Below are 18,446 nucleotides of genomic sequence, written 5' to 3'. Positions count from 1 at the left end.
AGGGAGTAACCATGAGTGAGGCTCAAAAGCCAACCAAGGGTTTGTTGTCCAAGGTGGTGCGCTTTGTAACCAAACCCACCACGCAGTGGTCGGAGCTGGACAAGACGCCGGAGCCGGAGAACCCTGAAGCGCAGTTTTCCAAGCAGGCGCTCAAGGAGATCATGGAGCGCAAGCGCCGCAATGATTTTGTGCGCAAGCTGGAGTTCGACCAGCTGCGCAAGATCCGGCGCGAAGCCAACAAGTCCAGCAGCGCTGGCGCCGATGGGGCCGCCAGCTCGGCGGCCATGCTCGAAGGCGGGGTGGCGCCCGACGCCGCAGCCGCTGCGGCGGGCAAGCATGCCCATCCCTCGCACACCATCGAGAAAATCAACCAGATCGAGCGGCAGATGTCCAAGCAGTGGTGGTCCGGCGACAACGCCGCTGCGGCTGCGGCCGATCCTGCCCCTGCCGAGGCCACGCCGGTCAGTGCGCCGGTGCCCGCTGCATCTGCTGCGGCGCCCTTATTGGCCGAAGCCGTGCCTGTGGTACCCGCCGCTGCACCGGTGGCGCTGCCGCCAGCCGCCCCTGCGGCCTTGCCCGCGGCCGCCTTTGATGCCCAGGTCGAGTCGGGCCGGTTCATCCACGATACCGATCTGGAAGAAGCAGCCGTGTTGTTTGCCAACGGCGATGCAGCCGGGGCCGAGGCCTCGCTGCTGGCCCTGGTACAGCAGCGCCGTGGCGATCTGATGGGGCAGCTGACGATCTGGCTGACCTTGTTTGACCTGTACCGCGCTACCGGTGACCAGACCAGGTTTGATTTCCACGCGATTGAATTTGCCAGCAAATATGGGCGCTCAGCACCCGTGTGGTTCTCGATGCCGCAAGAGCTGGGTGCCAAGGCGCTGCAGGCGGGCGACACCTCCGCGCAAGAGGTGCGGCTGCTCAACTGGCAGGCGCCTCCGGTGCTCAGCAGCGCGGCACTCAGCGGCCTGCAAGGCAATCTCAAGCGCTATGCGCCCCCTTGGACGCTGAACTGGTCCCGCGTGACCGAGGTGCGTGATGAGGTGGTCGCCGCGCTGCTGGCCCAGTTCCGTGCATGGGCGGACCAGCCCGATGCGCGCCTGGTCTTTGTCGGGGCAGACCATCTGCTCTCGGTGCTGGAGGCGCAAACGCCGGTGGGCGACAACGCGGTGGCCCAGGAGCGCTGGTCGCTGCGCATGGCCTTTTTGCGTTTGCTGCAGCTGGAGCAGGATTTTGAAGCGGCCGCGCTCGATTACTGCATCACCTACGAGGTATCGCCGCCATCCTGGGTCGCGCCCCGGGCCGAAACCAGCAGCGACAGCACACGCTCTGGTGCTCCCGCTGCGCCGGATATGTCGCTGGGCTTTGATCTGCCCGAGAGAAAGCCGGTGGTCGCCGACAGCCCGCAGGCCGTGCTCGAAGGGATTGTCGAAGGGGATGTCTCTCGGCAGCTCGACACCTTCACGCCGATGGTGGAGCCGGGCATGCCGTTCACGGTACGCTGCGACCGCCTGATGCGCATCGACTTTGTCGCGGCCGGCTCGGTGCTCAACTGGGTGGCCGAATGCCAACAGAAAAACGTGCTGGTGCGTTTTGGCAACCTGCACCGCTTGAATGCCGTGTTCTTCAACCTGATCGGCATCAACGAGCACTCCATCGTCAACCAGCGGGAAAACTGATGGGGCAGCGCGAGTGGGCAACAAACGCACCTGCGGGTGCGTTTTTTTCTGCCTGCTGCGCCGCCTCCGCCTTGGAAAACCCGGGCCAGGCTCCATATAGGCAAGACTATGGAACAGTATCACGGCACAACCATTCTCAGCGTTCGGCGCGAAACGCCGCAAGGCATCCAGGTCGCTATTGGCGGCGACGGCCAGGTCACCCTGGGCAACATCGTCGTCAAGGGCACCGCACGCAAGGTGCGCAAGCTCTATGGCGGCAAGGTGCTGGCCGGCTTTGCCGGCGCGACGGCCGATGCCTTCACCTTGTTTGAGCGCTTCGAGGCCAAACTGGACAAGCACCAGGGCCAGCTGACCCGCGCAGCGATCGAGCTGACCAAGGACTGGCGCACCGACCGCGTGTTGCGCCGCCTCGAAGCCATGCTGGCGGTGGCTGACCATTCGGCATCGCTGATCATCACTGGCAATGGCGATGTGCTGGAGCCCGAGCAGGGCATTGTGGCCATTGGATCGGGCGGCGCCTATGCGCATTCGGCGGCCAAGGCGCTGTTGAACAACACCGATCTGTCGGCTGAAGAGGTGGTGCGCAAATCGCTGGGCATCGCCGGCGAGCTGTGCATCTACACCAATATGCACCACACGATTGAGACCTTGTGAGCGTCTGGCAGGCCGGCGCGCCACCTGCCGCCCCATCTCCCATTGATCGACTGCTGTACCCGTTGCCCGGCGGGTGCCAACCGGATTTTGCACTATGTCCTCGATGACACCCCAGGAAATCGTTTCCGAACTCGACAACCATATTGTTGGCCAGGCCAATGCCAAGCGCGCCGTCGCTATCGCGCTGCGCAACCGCTGGCGCCGCCAGCAGGTCGCTGACGGCCTGCGCCAGGAGATCACGCCCAAGAACATCCTGATGATTGGCCCCACGGGTGTGGGCAAGACCGAGATCGCCCGGCGCCTGGCCAAGCTGGCCGATGCGCCCTTCATCAAGGTCGAGGCGACCAAGTTCACCGAGGTGGGCTATGTGGGCAAGGATGTGGATGCCATCATCCGCGATCTGGCCGAGGTGGCCGTCAAACAGACCCGCGCATCGGACGTGAAGAAGCTGCGCGTGCGTGCCGAGGACGCCGCCGAAGAGCGCATTCTGGATGCGCTGCTGCCGCCCGCCCGGACCGGTGAAGCCGCGCCCGATACCAGCACGCGCCAGGTGTTTCGCAAGAAGCTGCGCCAGGGTGAGCTCAATGACAAGGAGATCGACATTGAGGTGGCCGAGGCCAAGCCCCAGCTCGAGATCATGGGCCCCCAGGGTATGGAGGAGATGGCCGAGCAGCTGCGCGGCATGTTCAGCCAGATGGGCCAGGACAAGCGCAAGGTGCGCAAGCTCAAGATCAGCGAAGCGCTACAGCTGATCACCGATGAGGAGGCGGCCAAGCTGGTGAACGAGGAAGATGTCAAATCCCGGGCCATCGAGAACCTCGAGCAAAACGGCATCGTCTTCATCGACGAGATCGACAAGGTCGCCACGCGCCAGGAAACCAGCGGCAGCGATGTCTCGCGCCAGGGCGTGCAGCGCGACCTGCTGCCCCTGGTCGAAGGCACGGCCGTCTCGACCAAGTACGGCATCGTGAAGACCGACCATATCCTGTTCATTGCCTCGGGCGCCTTTCACCTGGCCAAGCCCAGCGACCTGATCCCCGAGCTGCAAGGGCGTTTTCCGATCCGCGTCGAGCTCGGCTCGCTGTCGGTGCAGGATTTCGAGGCCATTCTGACGCAGACCCATGCGTCGCTGATCAAGCAGTACGAAGCGCTGCTGGCCACCGAGGGCGTGAAGCTGCAGTTTGAAGCCGACGGCATCACGCGCCTGGCGCGCATCGCTTTTGACGTCAACGAGCGCACCGAGAACATCGGCGCGCGCCGCCTGGCGACGGTGATGGAGCGCCTGCTCGAAGAGATCAGCTTTGGGGCCACCAAGCTGGGCGGACAGACGGTGGTGATTGACGCCGCCTATGTGGACCAGCGCCTGGGCTCGTTGAGCCAAAACGAGGATTTATCGCGTTATATCCTCTAGCCATAAGGTGCGCGGCAGCGCGCATTCTGAACCGCGTGCCCGCCCATGTTGGCGGGCACTTGCTTTTCGGCCAGCCGCCGCATGTGGGCTTGTAGGAGAACATCTAGTTTTGTAACAAAAGACGATCAGATGGTAATCCCTGATGGCGTCAATTTTGCTAAGAGTCTGGATATAGAGGCGATTGTAAGTGCCTATCAAATAAGAAGAATTTCATAGCGGTTTTTGCTTGAAGTGCGTTATAAGTTATTGATTTACTTGTATTTTCATTGCAAATCATTGTGTTGAAGTGTGGCGCGATCTGGAATTCCTGATACAGTGGGGAAAAGTGCAGTTTTGTGGGAAAAAGTGCACTTACTCCCTCCGAAACCCCAACCAGAGTCCACACCGTGTTTCAAGGAGCTTCCTCACTCAGTCTTGATGCGAAAGGTCGGTTATCGATACCGACCCGGCATCGCGACGCGCTGACGAAGCCCGGACCCACGCTCACCATTACCCGCCATCCCCATGGTTGCCTGATGATCTTCCCGCAGGATGCCTGGGCGGTTTTCAGCGCGCGCATGGCGCAGGTCAAGATGGGCGAGCAGGTGCTCAAGCGGATTTTTCTGGGTAGCGCGATGGATGTGGAGATGGATGGCACCGGCCGTGTGCTGGTGTCCCCCGAGCTGCGTGTTGCGGCCAACATCACCAAGGACGCGATCCTGATGGGGATGGGCAGCCATTTTGAATTGTGGGACAAGGCGACGTACGAGAAGCAGGAGGCCGAAGCCCTGCAGAATCTGCCGCCCGACGCCCTGGATAACTTTGCATTCTGAGGTGCATGTGGAAACCAAGAACTACCTGCACACCACCGTCTTGCTCAACGAGGCCGTGGACGCCTTGTTGGAGGCCAGGGTCGAGATGGACCCGGTCTTTGTCGATGGGACTTTTGGCAGAGGCGGGCATTCCCGCCTGGTGCTGTCCAAGCTGCCGGCCCAGGGCCGGCTCATTGCTTTTGACAAGGACGTGGAGGCGATTGCCGAGGCTGGCAAGATTGCCGACGCCCGGTTTGCCATTCGCCATGAGGGCTTCAGCCACATGGCGCAGCTGCCTGCCGCTTCGGTGGCCGGCGTGCTGCTGGATCTGGGGGTCAGCTCCCCGCAGATCGACAGTCCCGAGCGCGGCTTCAGTTTCCGCTTCGATGGCCCGCTCGACATGCGCATGGACACCACCCGAGGCCAGAGTGTGGCCGAGTGGTTGCAAGAGGCGGAAACACAGCAAATAGCGGAGGTGATTCGTGACTTCGGTGAAGAACGGTTTGCTGGGCCCATTGCAAAGGCGATTGTTGCGCGGCGGGAGGCTGGCTCGCCAGTCGCCACCACTGCCGATCTGGCCGAGCTCGTGGCTGGCGCAGTCAAGACCCGCGAGGCTGGGCAAAATCCAGCTACGCGGACATTCCAGGCTCTTCGGATTTTCATTAATGCCGAGCTTGAAGAGCTCGAACAGGCGCTAGAGGCCAGTCTGCGGGTGCTCGCTCCCGGCGGCCGTCTGGTGGTGATCAGCTTCCACTCGCTGGAAGACCGCATCGTCAAGCAGTTCATTGCCAAGCATTCCAAAGAGGTGTTCGACCGTCGCGCACCCTTTGCCGCGCCCAAGCCGATGCTGCTCAAGGCGCTCGAGCGCATCAAACCCAGTGAGGCAGAAGTCTCGGCCAACCCACGCGCCCGCAGTGCGGTGATGCGGGTGGCCGAACGCACCGAGGTGGCGGCATGATGCGCCGCGGCCTGCCCGGACCATGCAACAGGGGGTGGCTGTGCTGCTGCGCCTGAACATTCTGCTGCTCATGGTGACGATCATCAGCGCGATGGCGCTGGTGCAGTCGCAGTATGAATCGCGCAAGCTGTTCACCGAACTCGACCGCGCACTGGCCGAGTCGCGCCAGCTGGAGACGGACCACCAGCGCCTGCAGGTGGAAAAGCGCGCCCAGGCCACGCCGCTGCGGCTGGAGCAGCTCGCCCGCGAAAAGTGGGGCATGCAGACAGCCACGCCAGCCGTCACGGTGTATGTGCCTGAGCCAGGCAACGGATCGGTGGCCCCATGAGCAAGGACATGCGCTACTCCACTAGCCCCTTGCTGGCCGAGCGCACGCCGATGTGGCGCAGCCGCTTCATCATGATTGGTCTGGCACTGGCCTTTACCGGCCTGATTGGCCGCGCCGCCTATGTGCAGGTCATTGGCAATGATTTCTTCCTGCGCCAGGGTGAAGTGCGCTTTGCCCGCACGATCGAGCTGCCGGCCAACCGGGGCCGCATCCTCGACCGCAATGGCCTGATTCTGGCGTCCAGCGTGCCCGCTGCCAGCATCTGGGCGATTCCCGAAGATGTGGACCAGGCCGATCCGGCGATCAAGGCCAAGATTGGCGAGATCGCCAAGCTGATGGGCATGCCGCTGGCGCAACTCGATGCCAAGCTGGCAGATGAGGACAAGTCCTTTGTCTGGATCAAGCGGCAGCTCGATTGGGATATCGGGCAGAAGATCAAGGCGCTGGATGTCAAGGGCATCTACCTGCGCAAGGAATACAAGCGCCAGTACCCCGAAGGTGAATCTGCAGCCCACGTCGTGGGCTTTACCAATGTGGAAGACCAGGGCCAGGAAGGCATGGAGCTGGCCTTCAACACCGAGCTGGGCGGCAAGGCCGGCTCGCGCCGCGTGATCAAGGACCGCCTGGGCCGCATCGTCGAAGGCGTGGGCGTGGAGACGCCGCCGCAAGAGGGCCAGGACATCCAGCTGTCCATCGACAGCAAGGTGCAGTTCTTCGCCTACCAGAAGCTGCGCGACCAGGTGGCCGCCTTCAAGGCCAAGGCCGGCAGTGTCGTGGTGATGGATGCCCACACCGGCGAAGTGCTGGCGCTGGCCAACTACCCCAGCTACGACCCGAACAACCGCTCGCGCCTGACCGGTGAGCAGCTGCGCAACCGCGCGATTACCGATACCTTCGAGCCCGGCTCGACGATGAAGCCCATCACCGTGGGCACGGCGCTGGAGCTGGGCCGGGTCAAGAACACCACGATCATCGACACCACCCCCGGGCGCTATGCGATTGGCGGCTTCACGATCAGCGACACCCACAACTATGGTGCGCTGACGGTGGATGGCGTGATCCAGAAGTCCTCCAACGTGGGCGCGCTCAAGGTGGCGCAGAAGATGTCGCCGCAAGAGATGTGGAATGTGCACTCGGCGCTGGGCTATGGGCAAAAGCCCCAGATTGCCTTCCCGGGCGCGGCCAGTGGCCGCCTGCGTCCCTGGAAGAGCTGGAAGCCGGTCGAGCAGGCCACCATCTCTTACGGCTACGGCCTGTCGGCTTCGCTGTTCCAGATGGCGCGCTCCTACACCGTGTTCTCGAACGACGGCAATGTGATCCCGGCGACCATGCTCAAGCGCAGTGGCCGCCCTGCGGGCACGCCGGTGTTCTCGAAGAAGACCGCCGAGCTGGTGCGCCACATGCTGTGGATGGCCGCCGGCCCGGGTGGTACCGGCCAGAAGGCGCAGACCGTGGGCTACTCCATCGGCGGCAAGTCGGGTACGGCCCGCAAGCAGCAGGGCCGGGGCTATGCCGCAGGCAAGTACCGCGCCTGGTTCACCGGCATTGCACCGATCGAGAACCCGCGCATCATCGTGGCCGTGATGGTCGACGAGCCCAGCCAGGGCAGCTTTTACGGCGGTACCGTCGCTGGCCCGGTGTTCAGCGAAGTGGTGCAGCAGACCTTGCGCCTGATGGGCGTGCAGCCCGATATGTCGGTCAAGCCGCAGATTGTGGCCAACGATGTGGAGGAGCCGCTATGAGCGCCACCACCACCGTGACCACTGTCACAAGCACCGCCGCCGCCGTTGAATGGCTGCGCGAGCGCGTGCGCGGCGGCACCTTGCACACCGACAGCCGCCAGGTGCACGCGGGCGACGCCTTTATCGCCTGGCCCGGTGGCGTCAATGACGGCCGGGCCTATGTGGCGCAGGCCGTGCAGCGCGGCGCGGCCGCCTGCCTGGTGGAGCAGGCCGGCCTGGAGCAGTTTGATCTGCAAGGCATGCCCGTCGCTGCGATGGCCGATTTGAAGGCCGCCACCGGCCCGATGGCCAGCGCCTGGTTTGGCCAGCCCAGCGAGCAGCTCGATGTGCTGGCCGTCACCGGCACCAATGGCAAGACCAGCATCAGCTGGTGGCTGGCCCAGGCGGTGAGCCATCTGTGCGAATCCGGTGTGCTGCCGCACCGGGGCTGCGCGATGGTCGGCACCTTGGGCGTGGGCATTCCGCCGCACCAGCTCGATGTGACCGGCATGACCACCCCCGATCCGGTGCTGCTGCAGCGCGCCTTCCGCAGCTTTGCCGATGCCGGCTACGGCGCATGCGCGATCGAGGCCTCGTCCATCGGCATTGCCGAGCACCGCCTGGCCGGCACCCGTATCCGGCTGGCCATCTTCACGAATTTCACCCAGGACCACCTGGACTACCACGGCAGCATGGATGCCTACTGGGCCGCTAAAGAGGCTCTGTTCCACTGGTCCGGCCTGCAGTCGGCCGTGGTCAACCTGGACGACGCGCGGGGCGCGGCGCTGGCGGCCTCCTTGGCCGGCGGCGCACTCGATCTGTGGACCGTCTCCGTGGATAACCCCAGCCAGGCCCGTCTGTCTGCCCAGGCCATCCGCGCGGGCGAGCGCGGTTTGGTGTTCGAGGTCGTAGAGGCCGGCGCCGAAGGCGCTGCCGTGACCCTGCACAGCCAGGTGATTGGCCAGTACAACGTGCTCAACCTCTTGCAGGTGATGGCCAGCCTGCGCGTGCTGGGGGCGAGCTTGCAGCAGGCTGCACAGGCCTGCGCGGGGCTGGCTGCAGTGCCGGGCCGCATGGAACAGGTCAGCCAGGCCGGTGCGCCCCTGGTGGCCATTGATTACGCCCACACCCCCGATGCGCTGGACAAGGCCTTGCAGGCGCTGCGCCCGCTGGCTGTGCAGCGCGGCGGCCAGCTGTGGTGCGTGTTTGGCTGTGGTGGCAACCGCGATGCCGGCAAGCGCCCGCTGATGGGCCGCATTGCCCAGGCCGGTGCCGACGAGGTGGTGGTGACCAGCGACAACCCGCGCGGCGAGCAGCCCCAGGCCATCATCGACGACATTCTGCGCGGCATGACGCCCAGCGCGCATTGGTATGTACAGGCCGACCGCGCAGCCGCCATCGACGAGGTGCTGCTGCGTGCCGCCAGCCAGGATGTGGTGCTGCTGGCCGGCAAAGGCCATGAAGATTACCAGGAAGTGGCCGGCGTGAAGCTGCCCTTTCTCGATGCCGCGCAGGCCCATGCTGCGCTGGCCAAGCGGAAAGAATCCCTATGAGCATGATGACCCTGCAGCAGGCGCTGGGCTTCATTGAGCCCCTTGTCCCCCAGGCCCGGCTGGTGGGGGATGGTGCTGTGCCGCTGCTGCGCGTCCACTCGGACTCGCGCAGCCTGCAGGCGGGCGATTTGTTTGTGGCGCTCAAGGGTGAACGCTTTGATGCCAACCAGTTTCTGGCCCAGGCCCAGGCCGCAGGTGCAGCGGCCGCGCTGTGCCATGCCGACCCGGCCGAGGCTGGCCTGCCCGGCATTGTGGTGCCCGATACCCTGGCGGCGCTGGGCGCGCTGGCCACCGGCTGGCGTGCGCAGTTTCCGCTGCCGCTGATTGCAGTGACGGGCAGCAATGGCAAGACCACGGTAACCCAGATGCTGGCCTCGATCCTGCGCGCGCATGCCGGCGATGCCGCATGGGCCACGCGTGGCAACCTGAACAACGAGATCGGCGTGCCGCTGACGCTGCTGGGCCTGACGGCTGCGCACCGCGCTGCTGTGGTCGAGCTGGGCATGAACCACCCCGGCGAAATCGCCGTGCTCGCCGCAATGGCGCAACCCCAGGTGGCCCTGGTCAACAACGCGCAGCGCGAACACCAGGAGTTCATGCACACGGTCGAAGCCGTGGCCCGCGAAAACGGCAGCGTGCTGGCCGCGCTGCCAGCCGATGGCGTGGCGGTGTTCCCTGCTGGCGATACCTATACCCCCTTGTGGCAAGCGCTGGCTGCCGGCCGGGCCACCTGCCTCTTTGGTGAGCAGGCCGATGGCGCCCAGGCTTTTGCCAGCGATGTGCAGTGGCAAGAGGGCGCCTGGCATTTGCAACTGCACCTGCCCGGTGGCGCTGCGCCCGTGGTGCTGCAGATTGCCGGCCGCCACAACGTGCGCAATGCGCTGGCTGCGGCCGCATCGGCCCATGCCGCCGGTGTGCCGCTGGCCGCCATTGCCCAGGGCCTGTCGGTGTTCGAGCCGGTCAAGGGCCGCTCGCGTGCGCTGGCCCTGCCCATCGCCGGCCGCAGCCTGACGGTGGTCGATGACAGCTACAACGCCAACCCGGATTCGGTGCAGGCCGCGATCGAGGTGCTGGCCGAGCTGCCCGCGGCCCAGCTCTTGGTGCTGGGTGATATGGGCGAGGTGGGTGACCAAGGGCCCCGGTTCCATGCCGAGGCCGGTGCGCTGGCCAAGCAGCATGGCATCGCCCAGTTGTTTACTTTGGGTGCCCAAAGCCAGTCGGCCGCCCAGGCCTTTGGTGCTGGTGCTCAGCATTTCGAGAGCATGCCTGCCTTGCAGGATGCGGTGTGCAAGTTGATGCCTCAGTTGGGCAGTGTGTTGGTCAAAGGTTCGCGGTTCATGAAGATGGAGCAAGTGGTGCAGGCGATGCAGTCGTGCGCAGACAAGGGCCTGAACGCCCATGAGGAGGCCGCATGCTGATTGTGCTCGCCAGCTGGTTGCAAAGCCTCTCGCCCGAGTTCGGCTTTTTGCGCATCTTCCAGTACCTGACCTTCCGCGCGGTGATGGCGGCGATGACGGCGCTGGTGATCGGCCTGGTGGCCGGCCCCAAGGTCATCCGTACCTTGTCGGCGCTGAAGATCGGCCAGCCCATCCGGGGCTATGCGATGCAAAGCCATTTGAGCAAGAGCGGCACCCCGACGATGGGCGGCGTGCTGATCTTGCTGGCGATCACCATCTCGACCGTGCTGTGGTTTGACCTGTCCAACCGCTTTGTCTGGATCGTGCTGATCGTCACCTGGGGCTTTGGTGCCATTGGCTGGGTCGACGACTGGCGCAAGGTGGTCAACAAGGACCCCGAAGGCATGCGCTCGCGCGAGAAGTATTTCTGGCAGTCGATGGTCGGACTGGCCGCCGCGCTGGCCCTGGTTTTCTGTATCTCGGAAAACACCAATGCCGAGGTCTGGAGCCTGTTCGTCAACTGGGTGCAGTCGGGCTTTTCGCTGGATCTGCCGCCCAACGCCGGCCTGATGGTGCCCTTCTTCAAGCAGGTGAACTACCCGCTGGGCGTGCTGGGCTTTGTGATCATGACCTACCTGGTCATCGTGGGCGCGAGCAATGCCGTCAACCTGACCGACGGGCTCGATGGCCTGGCCATCATGCCGGTGGTGATGGTGGGCTCGGCGCTGGGCGTGTTCGCCTATGTGACCGGCAGCGTCAATTTCTCGCGCTACCTGCTGTTCCCGCACATTGGCGGCACCGGCGAGCTGCTGGTGTTCTGCTGCGCAATGACGGGCGCGGGCCTGGCCTTCCTGTGGTTCAACACCCACCCGGCCCAGGTCTTCATGGGCGATGTGGGCGCGCTGGCACTGGGCGGTGCGCTGGGCACGATCGCGGTGATCGTTCGGCAGGAGATCGTGCTGGCCATCATGGGCGGCATCTTTGTGGCCGAAGCGGTGTCGGTGATGATGCAGGTGGTCTGGTTCAAGTACACCAAGAAGCGCTATGGCGAAGGCCGGCGTTTGTTGAAGATGGCCCCCTTGCACCACCATTTTGAAAAGAGCGGCTGGCGCGAAACCCAGGTCGTTGTGCGTTTCTGGATCATCACGATGCTGCTGTGTCTGATCGGTCTGTCTACCTTGAAGCTGCGGTGAGCACCATGTCAACCGAGCACCTCCACCCCCTTGATCCCTCGGCAGAGGCCGCTGCTGCGCCCATGGCGCCAGCGGTAGCGCCGGTGGCTGCGAATGAGCTGGCGCAGCCTGCCGAGTTGCAGCCTGAGGTGGCAGCAGCTGGCGATGATGTCCAGGCACAAGCGCTTGCGACCACGGATGCGGCCTTGCCCACCGATGAGGCCGCGCTGGAGGCCGCAGCGGATGGTGCAGCCGCTGCGGCCACCGATGCTGCGGACGCTGCAGTAAATCAACCCGCCGACGCCTCGGCGGTGGACATGGCCCCGGTGCCCGATGTGTCGACCCTGACGGCCGCCAAGGATGCGGCGGCCTTTGTCGCGCAGATCTTTGCCGACCCCGGTGTGTCGGACGCGGCCAGCAGCGAGGTGACCGCGGTGGATGTGCAGCCCCAGGAGGCCGAGGTGGTCTATGCGCCGGTGCCCGCACAGTGGCCCCAAGGGCAGGAGCACCCGCTGAAGGGCCAGCAGGTGCTGGTGCTGGGTTTGGGTATCTCGGGCCTGGCGATGGCGCGCTGGTGCGCGCGTTGCGGCGCCCAGGTGACGGTTGCGGATACGCGTGAGGAGCCGCCCCATTTGGCGCAGCTGCGCAGCGAGCTGCCGGAGGTGCGTTTTGTCGCCGGTGTGTTGTCCGCTGCGCTGGTCGATGGCCAGCCGGTGCGTGTGGTCTACCGCTCGCCCGGCCTGAGCCCCGAGACCGTGGCCCCGGTCGTTGATGCGGCGCGCGCCATTGGTTTGCCTGTCAGCGGCGAGCTGGATCTTTTCAGCCTGGCGCTGCAGTCGCTGGCCCAGGCCCATGGCTATGCACCCAAGGTGCTGGCGATCACGGGCACGAATGGCAAGACCACGGTCACGTCGCTCACGGGGCAATTGCTCGCGCATGCCGGCATGACCACGGCGGTGGCCGGCAATATCGGCCCCAGCCTGCTCGATACGCTGTCGCAGCACATTGACTCCGAGAGCCTGCCCCAGGCCTGGGTGCTGGAGCTGTCGAGCTTCCAGCTCGAAGATGCGCATGCCTTCAACCCGACGGCAGCGACCGTGCTCAATATCAGCCAGGACCACCTGGACTGGCATGGCAGCATGGAGGCCTATGCGGGCGCCAAGGCCAAGATTTTTGGCAGCGATGCGCTGATGGTGCTCAACCGCGACGACCCGGCCGTGATGGCCATGCTGCCGCCACCGGTGCGGGTCAAGCTGCAGCGCCCCCAGCTGCGCCCGCACATCAGCTTTGGCCTGGATCTGCCGACCCAGGTGGGCGACTATGGCCTGGACGTGGTCAACGGCATGGCCTGGCTGGTGCGTGCGCAGGACGATGGCAACAGCGCCAGCAACAAGCGCAACCAGACAGCTGCTGACGATGTGTTCCTGCAGCGGCTGATGCCTGCCGATGCGCTGCGTATCCGGGGCCGCCACAACGCGATGAATGCGCTGGCAGCGCTGGCGCTGGGCCATGCGGCGGGCGCTGGTTTTGCGCAGATGCTGTTTGGCCTGCGCGAGTACCGCGGTGAGCGCCACCGGGTCGAGCCCATCGGCATCGTCAGCGATGTGGAATATTTTGACGACAGCAAGGGCACCAATGTGGGCGCCACGGTGGCCGCGCTGATGGGCCTGGGTGCCGAGCGCCGTATCGTGCTGATCCTGGGCGGCGAGGGCAAGGGCCAGGACTTCTCGCCACTGGCAGCGCCCGTGCTGCGCTATGCGCGCGCCGTGGTGCTGATTGGCCGCGATGCGCCGCTGATCGAGGCCGCACTGGCAGACACCGGTGTGCCGCTGCTGCACGCGCCCAGCATGGATGAGGCCGTGCTGCTGGCCAGCCAGAAGGCGGTCGCGGGCGACGCGGTGCTGATGTCACCGGCCTGCGCCAGCTTTGACATGTTCAAGAACTACGGCCACCGCGCCGAGGTCTTCTGCCAAGCCGTTGCGGCGCTGGCCGAGGAACGCGGCACTAGTCTGGAGGTGCAGCCATGAGCACCGAGACCGGACTGCGCAGCAGGTTCTCGGGCTGGTTCAAGCCGGCCGGGGAAAAGCCTGTCGATATCCTGCCGGTGCGCGTAGGCGGCAATGAATACCGCCAGACGCCATCGAGTGCCACCACTATCTTTGGTGCCGACCAGGTGCTGATCTGGCTGGTGGTGGCCATCCTGTCCTGGGGCATCGTCATGGTGTTCTCGGCCTCGATCGCGATGCCGGACAACCCGCGCTTTGGCAAGATCGCGCATTACTACTTCTTCCAGCGCCACCTGATGAGCGTGGGGTTGGGCTTTGTGGCAGCGGTGCTCACTTTCCAGATTCCGATGAAGGTCTGGGAGCACTGGGCGCCCTGGCTGTTCATTGCCTCGATCCTGCTGCTCATTGCGGTGCTGATCCCGCATGTGGGCACGGTGGTCAACGGCGCGCGCCGCTGGCTGTCGCTGGGCATCATGAACTTCCAGCCCTCCGAGCTGGCCAAGATCGCGGTCATCATGTATGCCGCCGATTACATGGTGCGCAAGATGGAGGTCAAGGAGCGCTTCTTCCGCGCGGTGCTGCCGATGGGGCTGGCCGTGGGCATCGTCGGCGCGCTGCTGCTGGCCGAGCCCGACATGGGTGCCTTCATGGTGATCGCCGTGATCGCGATGGGCATCCTGTTCCTGGGTGGCGTCAATGCCCGCATGTTCTTCCTGATCGCGCTGGTGCTGGTGGCTGCCTTTGCGCTGATCGTGATGACCTCCGAATGGCGGCGCGAGCGGATTTTTGCCTACCTCGACCCCTGGAGCGAAAAGCATGCGCTGGGCAAGGGCTACCAGCTGTCGCATTCGCTGATTGCGATTGGCCGGGGCGAGATCTTTGGCGTGGGCCTGGGTGGCAGCGTCGAGAAGCTGCACTGGCTGCCCGAGGCGCATACCGACTTCTTGCTGGCGGTGATCGGCGAGGAACTGGGCCTGGTCGGCATCATTGCGCTCTTGGGTCTGTTCTTCTTCATGATCCGCCGCATTGTCGAGATCGGCCGCCAGGCGATCCGCATGGACCGTATCTTCTCCGGCCTGGTGGCGCAGGGTATTGCGATCTGGCTGGGCTTTCAGACCTTCATCAATGCCGGTGTGAACCTGGGCGCCTTGCCCACCAAGGGCCTGACCTTGCCGCTGATGAGTTTCGGGGGCTCGGCGATCTTGATGAACCTGGTGGCGATTGCCATCGTGCTGCGCATCGATTGCGAAAACAAGGCCATGGGTGCCGGGGGGGCGCGATCATGAGCGGCAAGACGGCACTGATCATGGCGGGCGGCACCGGCGGCCATATCTTCCCCGGCCTGGCCGTGGCCCAGGAGCTGCGCAGCCGTGGCTGGACCGTGCACTGGCTGGGCGCACCCGACAGCATGGAAGAGCGCCTGGTGCCGCCCCAGGGCTTTGCGCTGGAGCGGGTGGCGTTCTCGGGCGTGCGTGGCAAGGGGCTCATGTCGCTGGTCGGCATGCCGCTGCGCCTGTTGAAGGCCTTGCAGCAGGCACGCGCCGTGCTGCGCAAGGTCCGCCCCGATGTGGTCGTTGGCATGGGTGGCTATATCACCGTGCCCGGCGGTCTGGCGGCCAAGCTGGCCGGCGTGCCCATCGTGCTGCATGAGCAGAACTCGGTGCCGGGCATGGCCAACAAGCTGCTGGCCCGCATGGCCCAGCGCGTGTTTAGCGCCTTCCCCCATGCGATTGCAGGCGGCCAGTGGGTGGGCAACCCGCTGCGCGCCGAGTTCCTGCAGCAGCCAGAACCTGCTGAGCGCTTTGCCGGCCGCAGTGGCCCGCTGCAGCTGCTGGTGGTGGGTGGCAGCCTGGGTGCCAAGGCCTTGAACGAGGTGGTCCCTAGGGCGCTGGCGCTGATGGCGCCCGAGGCGCGCCCGGTGGTCACGCACCAAAGCGGCGCCAAGCAGATCGACGCGCTGCAGGCCAACTACGCAGCCGCTGGCGTGCAAGCCAGCCTCACCCCCTTTATCGACGATGCGGCCAAGGCCTATGCGGATGCCGATGTCATCGTCTGCCGCGCCGGTGCCAGCACGGTGACCGAGCTGGCCGCCGTGGGCGCGGCAGCGGTGTTTGTGCCGTTCCCGGCGGCGGTGGATGACCACCAGACGGCCAATGCGCGCTTCCTGGTGGATGCCGGCGCCGGCTGGTTGGTGCAACAAAGCGTGTTGACCCCGGAAAACCTGGCTCAGATGCTAGAGAATATGCAGCGAGCGGGCCTGGTGGACATGGCCCAAAAGGCAAAGAAAATGCAGAAATTGGAAGCCGCCCAAGCAGTGGCGGATGCCTGCGTGGAGGTGGCACGATGAAACACGCCATCCAACGCATTCATTTTGTAGGTATCGGCGGTGCCGGCATGAGCGGCATTGCCGAAGTGCTGCACAACCTGGGCTATATGGTCTCGGGCTCGGACCTGTCGGACAGCAGCACCATGGTGCATCTGCGCGATGCCGGTATCACCACCTTTGTGGGCCATGATGCGGCGCATATCGCCCAGGCCCAGGCGGTGGTGACATCGACGGCGGTGCAGGCCGACAACCCCGAAGTCGTGGCCGCCCGGGCCATGGGCATTCCGGTGGTGCCGCGCGCGCTGATGCTCGCTGAGCTGATGCGCCTGCGCAAGGGCATCGCCATTGCCGGCACCCATGGCAAGACGACGACCACCAGCCTGGTGACCAGCGTGCTGGCCGAGGCGGGGCTGGACCCCACCTTTGTCATTGGCGGCAAGCTCAACAGCGCCGGCGCCAATGCACGCCTGGGCAGTGGTGAGTACATCGTGGTCGAGGCGGACGAGTCCGATGCCTCGTTCCTGAACCTGCTGCCGGTAATGGCGGTGGTCACGAACATCGATGCCGACCACATGGACACCTATGGCCATGACTTTGGCCGGCTCAAGACGGCCTTTGTCGATTTTTTGAACCGCATGCCGTTTTATGGCAATGCTGTGGTCTGCATCGACAGCCCGGCCGTTGGCGACATCATCGAGCGCGTGGCCTGCAAGGTCACGACCTACGGCCTGGGCGAAAACGCCCAGATCCGCGCGGTGAACCTGCAGGCCGACAACGGCCAGATGCGCTTTACCGTGCAGCGCCGCCTGGCCCAGGCCTTGCCCGATCTGGAGGTGGTGCTGAACCTGCCCGGCGAGCACAACGTGCTCAATGCACTGGCCGTGGTCGGTGTGGCGGCTGCCATCGGTATCGATGACGCAGCGCTGCAGCGGGCGCTGCAAGGCTTCAAGGGTGTGGGGCGCCGTTTTCAGCGTTATGGCCAGGCCCAGCTGCCCAACGGCGGCGAGTTGACGGTTATTGACGATTACGGACATCACCCTGTCGAAATGGCTGCCACCATTGCGGCCGCGCGCGGCGCGTTTCCAGGCCGCCGGCTGGTGCTGGCCTTCCAGCCGCACCGCTACACCCGCACGCGGGATTGCTTTGAGGACTTTGTCCAGGTGCTGGGCGGCGCCGATGCGGTGCTGCTGGCCGAGGTCTATGCAGCCGGTGAGGCGCCCATCGTGGCGGCCGACAGCCGTGCACTGGCCCGCGCGGTGCGGGTGGCTGGCAAGGTCGAGCCGGTGTTTGTCGAGCAGATCAGCAGCCTGCCCCAGCAGATTCTGGACCAGGCGCAGGACGGCGACGTGCTGCTGTGCATGGGCGCGGGATCGATTGGTGCGGTGGCCGCCAAGGTGATGGCATTGGCGGGTGGGCAAGAGCGTGTAGCGCCGCAGGGGAGCGCGGTATGAGTGAAACCATGAACAATATTGATGTGAAGGCCTTGGGCAAGGTCGCGGTGCTGATGGGCGGGAGCTCGGCAGAGCGCGAGGTGTCGCTGATGTCCGGCAAGGGCGTGCTCGCTGCGCTGCAGTCCAAGGGTGTGGACGCGCATGCGTTTGATCCCTCGCAGCAGGACCTGGGCGAGCTGCGCAAGCAAGGCTTTGCGCGCTGCTTCATCGCGCTGCATGGCCGCCATGGCGAAGACGGCACGGTGCAAGGCGCGCTGGAGCTGCTGGGCATTCCCTACACCGGCCCGGGCGTGATGGCCTCGAGCATCGCGATGGACAAGATCATGACCAAGCGCATCTGGCGCTTTGAGGGCCTGTCTACCCCCGAGTGGCGCATGGCCGCCAGCGAACAGGACACGCGCGATGCGCTGGCCGCACTGGGCGCGCCGATGATCGTCAAGCCCGCACGCGAGGGCTCGACCATTGGCCTGTCCAAGATCAGCAGCCCCGAAGAATGCGCCCAGGCCTATGCGCTGGCCTCCCGCTATGACCCCGAAGTGCTGTGCGAGCAGTTCATCGAGGGCATGGAGACCACCTGCGCGGTGCTGGGCCAGGGCCGCAGCGCCCAGGCGCTGCCGGTGATCAAGATCGTCGCGCCCGAAGGCAACTACGACTACCAGAACAAGTACTTCACCGACACCACCCAGTATTTCTGCCCCAGCGAGCTGCCAGACGAGATGGAAGCGGCGATCCGCGACCTGGCGGAAAAGGCCTTCCGCACCCTGGGCTGCCGGGGCTGGTCGCGTGCCGATGTGATGGTGCGTGCCTCGGACCAGCAGCTGTTCCTGCTGGAGATCAATACCTCGCCGGGCATGACCAGCCATTCGCTGGTGCCGATGGCGGCCCGTGCCACCGGCATGAGCTATGAAGACCTGTGTTTGCACCTGCTGGCCAATGCATCGAGCGATGCGGCCCAGGGTGCGGAGCTGTAAGACAAGGAGATGAGATCCATGGAGCAGA

The 18,446-nt window shown here is 65.0% G+C and carries 15 protein-coding genes; all 15 read left to right on the top strand.

What is annotated here, in order from left to right; genetic code table 11:
- Window positions 1-11: 11 nt before the first annotated feature.
- The 15 genes from F0Q04_RS22265 (at window position 12) to F0Q04_RS22195 (ending at window position 18,418) form a co-directional block, all read left to right on the top strand.
- Window positions 12-1,679 (top strand): hypothetical protein, encoded by a 1,668-nt coding sequence (locus F0Q04_RS22265; RefSeq protein WP_182343574.1) that lies wholly within the window; start codon window positions 12-14, stop codon window positions 1,677-1,679.
- 108 nt (window positions 1,680-1,787) lie between these two features.
- The gene (hslV, locus tag F0Q04_RS22260; protein WP_116926500.1) at window positions 1,788-2,333 is read left to right on the top strand and encodes an ATP-dependent protease subunit HslV; all 546 of its coding nucleotides are present in this window, start codon (window positions 1,788-1,790) and stop codon (window positions 2,331-2,333) included.
- Window positions 2,334-2,427: 94 nt separating this feature from the next.
- The gene (hslU, locus tag F0Q04_RS22255; RefSeq protein WP_116926499.1) at window positions 2,428-3,744 is read left to right on the top strand and encodes an ATP-dependent protease ATPase subunit HslU; all 1,317 of its coding nucleotides are present in this window, start codon (window positions 2,428-2,430) and stop codon (window positions 3,742-3,744) included.
- A 386-nt stretch (window positions 3,745-4,130) separates the two neighbouring features.
- Window positions 4,131-4,556 (top strand): division/cell wall cluster transcriptional repressor MraZ, encoded by a 426-nt coding sequence (gene mraZ / locus F0Q04_RS22250; protein WP_182343572.1) that lies wholly within the window; start codon window positions 4,131-4,133, stop codon window positions 4,554-4,556.
- Window positions 4,557-4,563: 7 nt separating this feature from the next.
- A complete protein-coding gene (rsmH, locus tag F0Q04_RS22245) occupies window positions 4,564-5,493 on the top strand; it encodes a 16S rRNA (cytosine(1402)-N(4))-methyltransferase RsmH (protein ID WP_339519836.1) in 930 nt (309 codons plus the stop codon).
- Window positions 5,494-5,536: 43 nt separating this feature from the next.
- On the top strand, window positions 5,537-5,821 hold the full coding sequence (gene ftsL, locus F0Q04_RS22240; protein ID WP_116926558.1) for a cell division protein FtsL: 285 nt from the start codon (window positions 5,537-5,539) through the stop codon (window positions 5,819-5,821).
- 8 nt (window positions 5,822-5,829) lie between these two features.
- Window positions 5,830-7,563, top strand: coding sequence for a peptidoglycan D,D-transpeptidase FtsI family protein (locus F0Q04_RS22235; protein WP_409935107.1), 1,734 nt, complete (start codon window positions 5,830-5,832; stop codon window positions 7,561-7,563).
- A complete protein-coding gene (locus F0Q04_RS22230; protein WP_182343570.1) occupies window positions 7,560-9,095 on the top strand; it encodes a UDP-N-acetylmuramoyl-L-alanyl-D-glutamate--2,6-diaminopimelate ligase in 1,536 nt (511 codons plus the stop codon). The genes F0Q04_RS22235 and F0Q04_RS22230 overlap by 4 nt, the downstream gene beginning before the upstream one ends.
- Window positions 9,096-9,097: 2 nt before the next feature.
- Window positions 9,098-10,513, top strand: coding sequence for a UDP-N-acetylmuramoyl-tripeptide--D-alanyl-D-alanine ligase (locus tag F0Q04_RS22225; protein WP_182345856.1), 1,416 nt, complete (start codon window positions 9,098-9,100; stop codon window positions 10,511-10,513).
- The gene (gene mraY, locus F0Q04_RS22220) at window positions 10,507-11,685 is read left to right on the top strand and encodes a phospho-N-acetylmuramoyl-pentapeptide-transferase (protein ID WP_116926496.1); all 1,179 of its coding nucleotides are present in this window, start codon (window positions 10,507-10,509) and stop codon (window positions 11,683-11,685) included. The genes F0Q04_RS22225 and mraY overlap by 7 nt, the downstream gene beginning before the upstream one ends.
- A gap of 5 nt (window positions 11,686-11,690) precedes the next feature.
- The gene (gene murD / locus F0Q04_RS22215; RefSeq protein ID WP_232539440.1) at window positions 11,691-13,691 is read left to right on the top strand and encodes a UDP-N-acetylmuramoyl-L-alanine--D-glutamate ligase; all 2,001 of its coding nucleotides are present in this window, start codon (window positions 11,691-11,693) and stop codon (window positions 13,689-13,691) included.
- Complete coding sequence (gene ftsW, locus F0Q04_RS22210; RefSeq protein ID WP_116926494.1) at window positions 13,688-14,956, top strand: putative lipid II flippase FtsW; 1,269 nt, start codon at window positions 13,688-13,690, stop codon at window positions 14,954-14,956. Before murD ends, ftsW begins: the two co-directional genes overlap by 4 nt.
- Window positions 14,953-16,017 carry an undecaprenyldiphospho-muramoylpentapeptide beta-N-acetylglucosaminyltransferase gene (murG, locus tag F0Q04_RS22205; RefSeq protein ID WP_116926493.1) on the top strand — a complete coding sequence of 355 codons (1,065 nt, stop codon included), beginning with the start codon at window positions 14,953-14,955 and terminating at the stop codon, window positions 16,015-16,017. The genes ftsW and murG overlap by 4 nt, the downstream gene beginning before the upstream one ends.
- Window positions 16,014-17,447, top strand: a complete 1,434-nt coding sequence (gene murC / locus F0Q04_RS22200) for a UDP-N-acetylmuramate--L-alanine ligase (protein ID WP_116926492.1) — start codon at window positions 16,014-16,016, stop codon at window positions 17,445-17,447. The genes murG and murC overlap by 4 nt, the downstream gene beginning before the upstream one ends.
- An 8-nt stretch (window positions 17,448-17,455) precedes the next feature.
- A complete protein-coding gene (locus F0Q04_RS22195; protein ID WP_232539439.1) occupies window positions 17,456-18,418 on the top strand; it encodes a D-alanine--D-alanine ligase in 963 nt (320 codons plus the stop codon).
- Window positions 18,419-18,446: the final 28 nt, after the last annotated feature.

This window comes from Comamonas koreensis, from assembly GCF_014076495.1.
Classification (GTDB): domain Bacteria; phylum Pseudomonadota; class Gammaproteobacteria; order Burkholderiales; family Burkholderiaceae_C; genus Comamonas; species Comamonas squillarum.
Note: the sequence above shows the minus strand (reverse complement) of the source record. Positions and strands in the feature narration are given on the sequence as shown.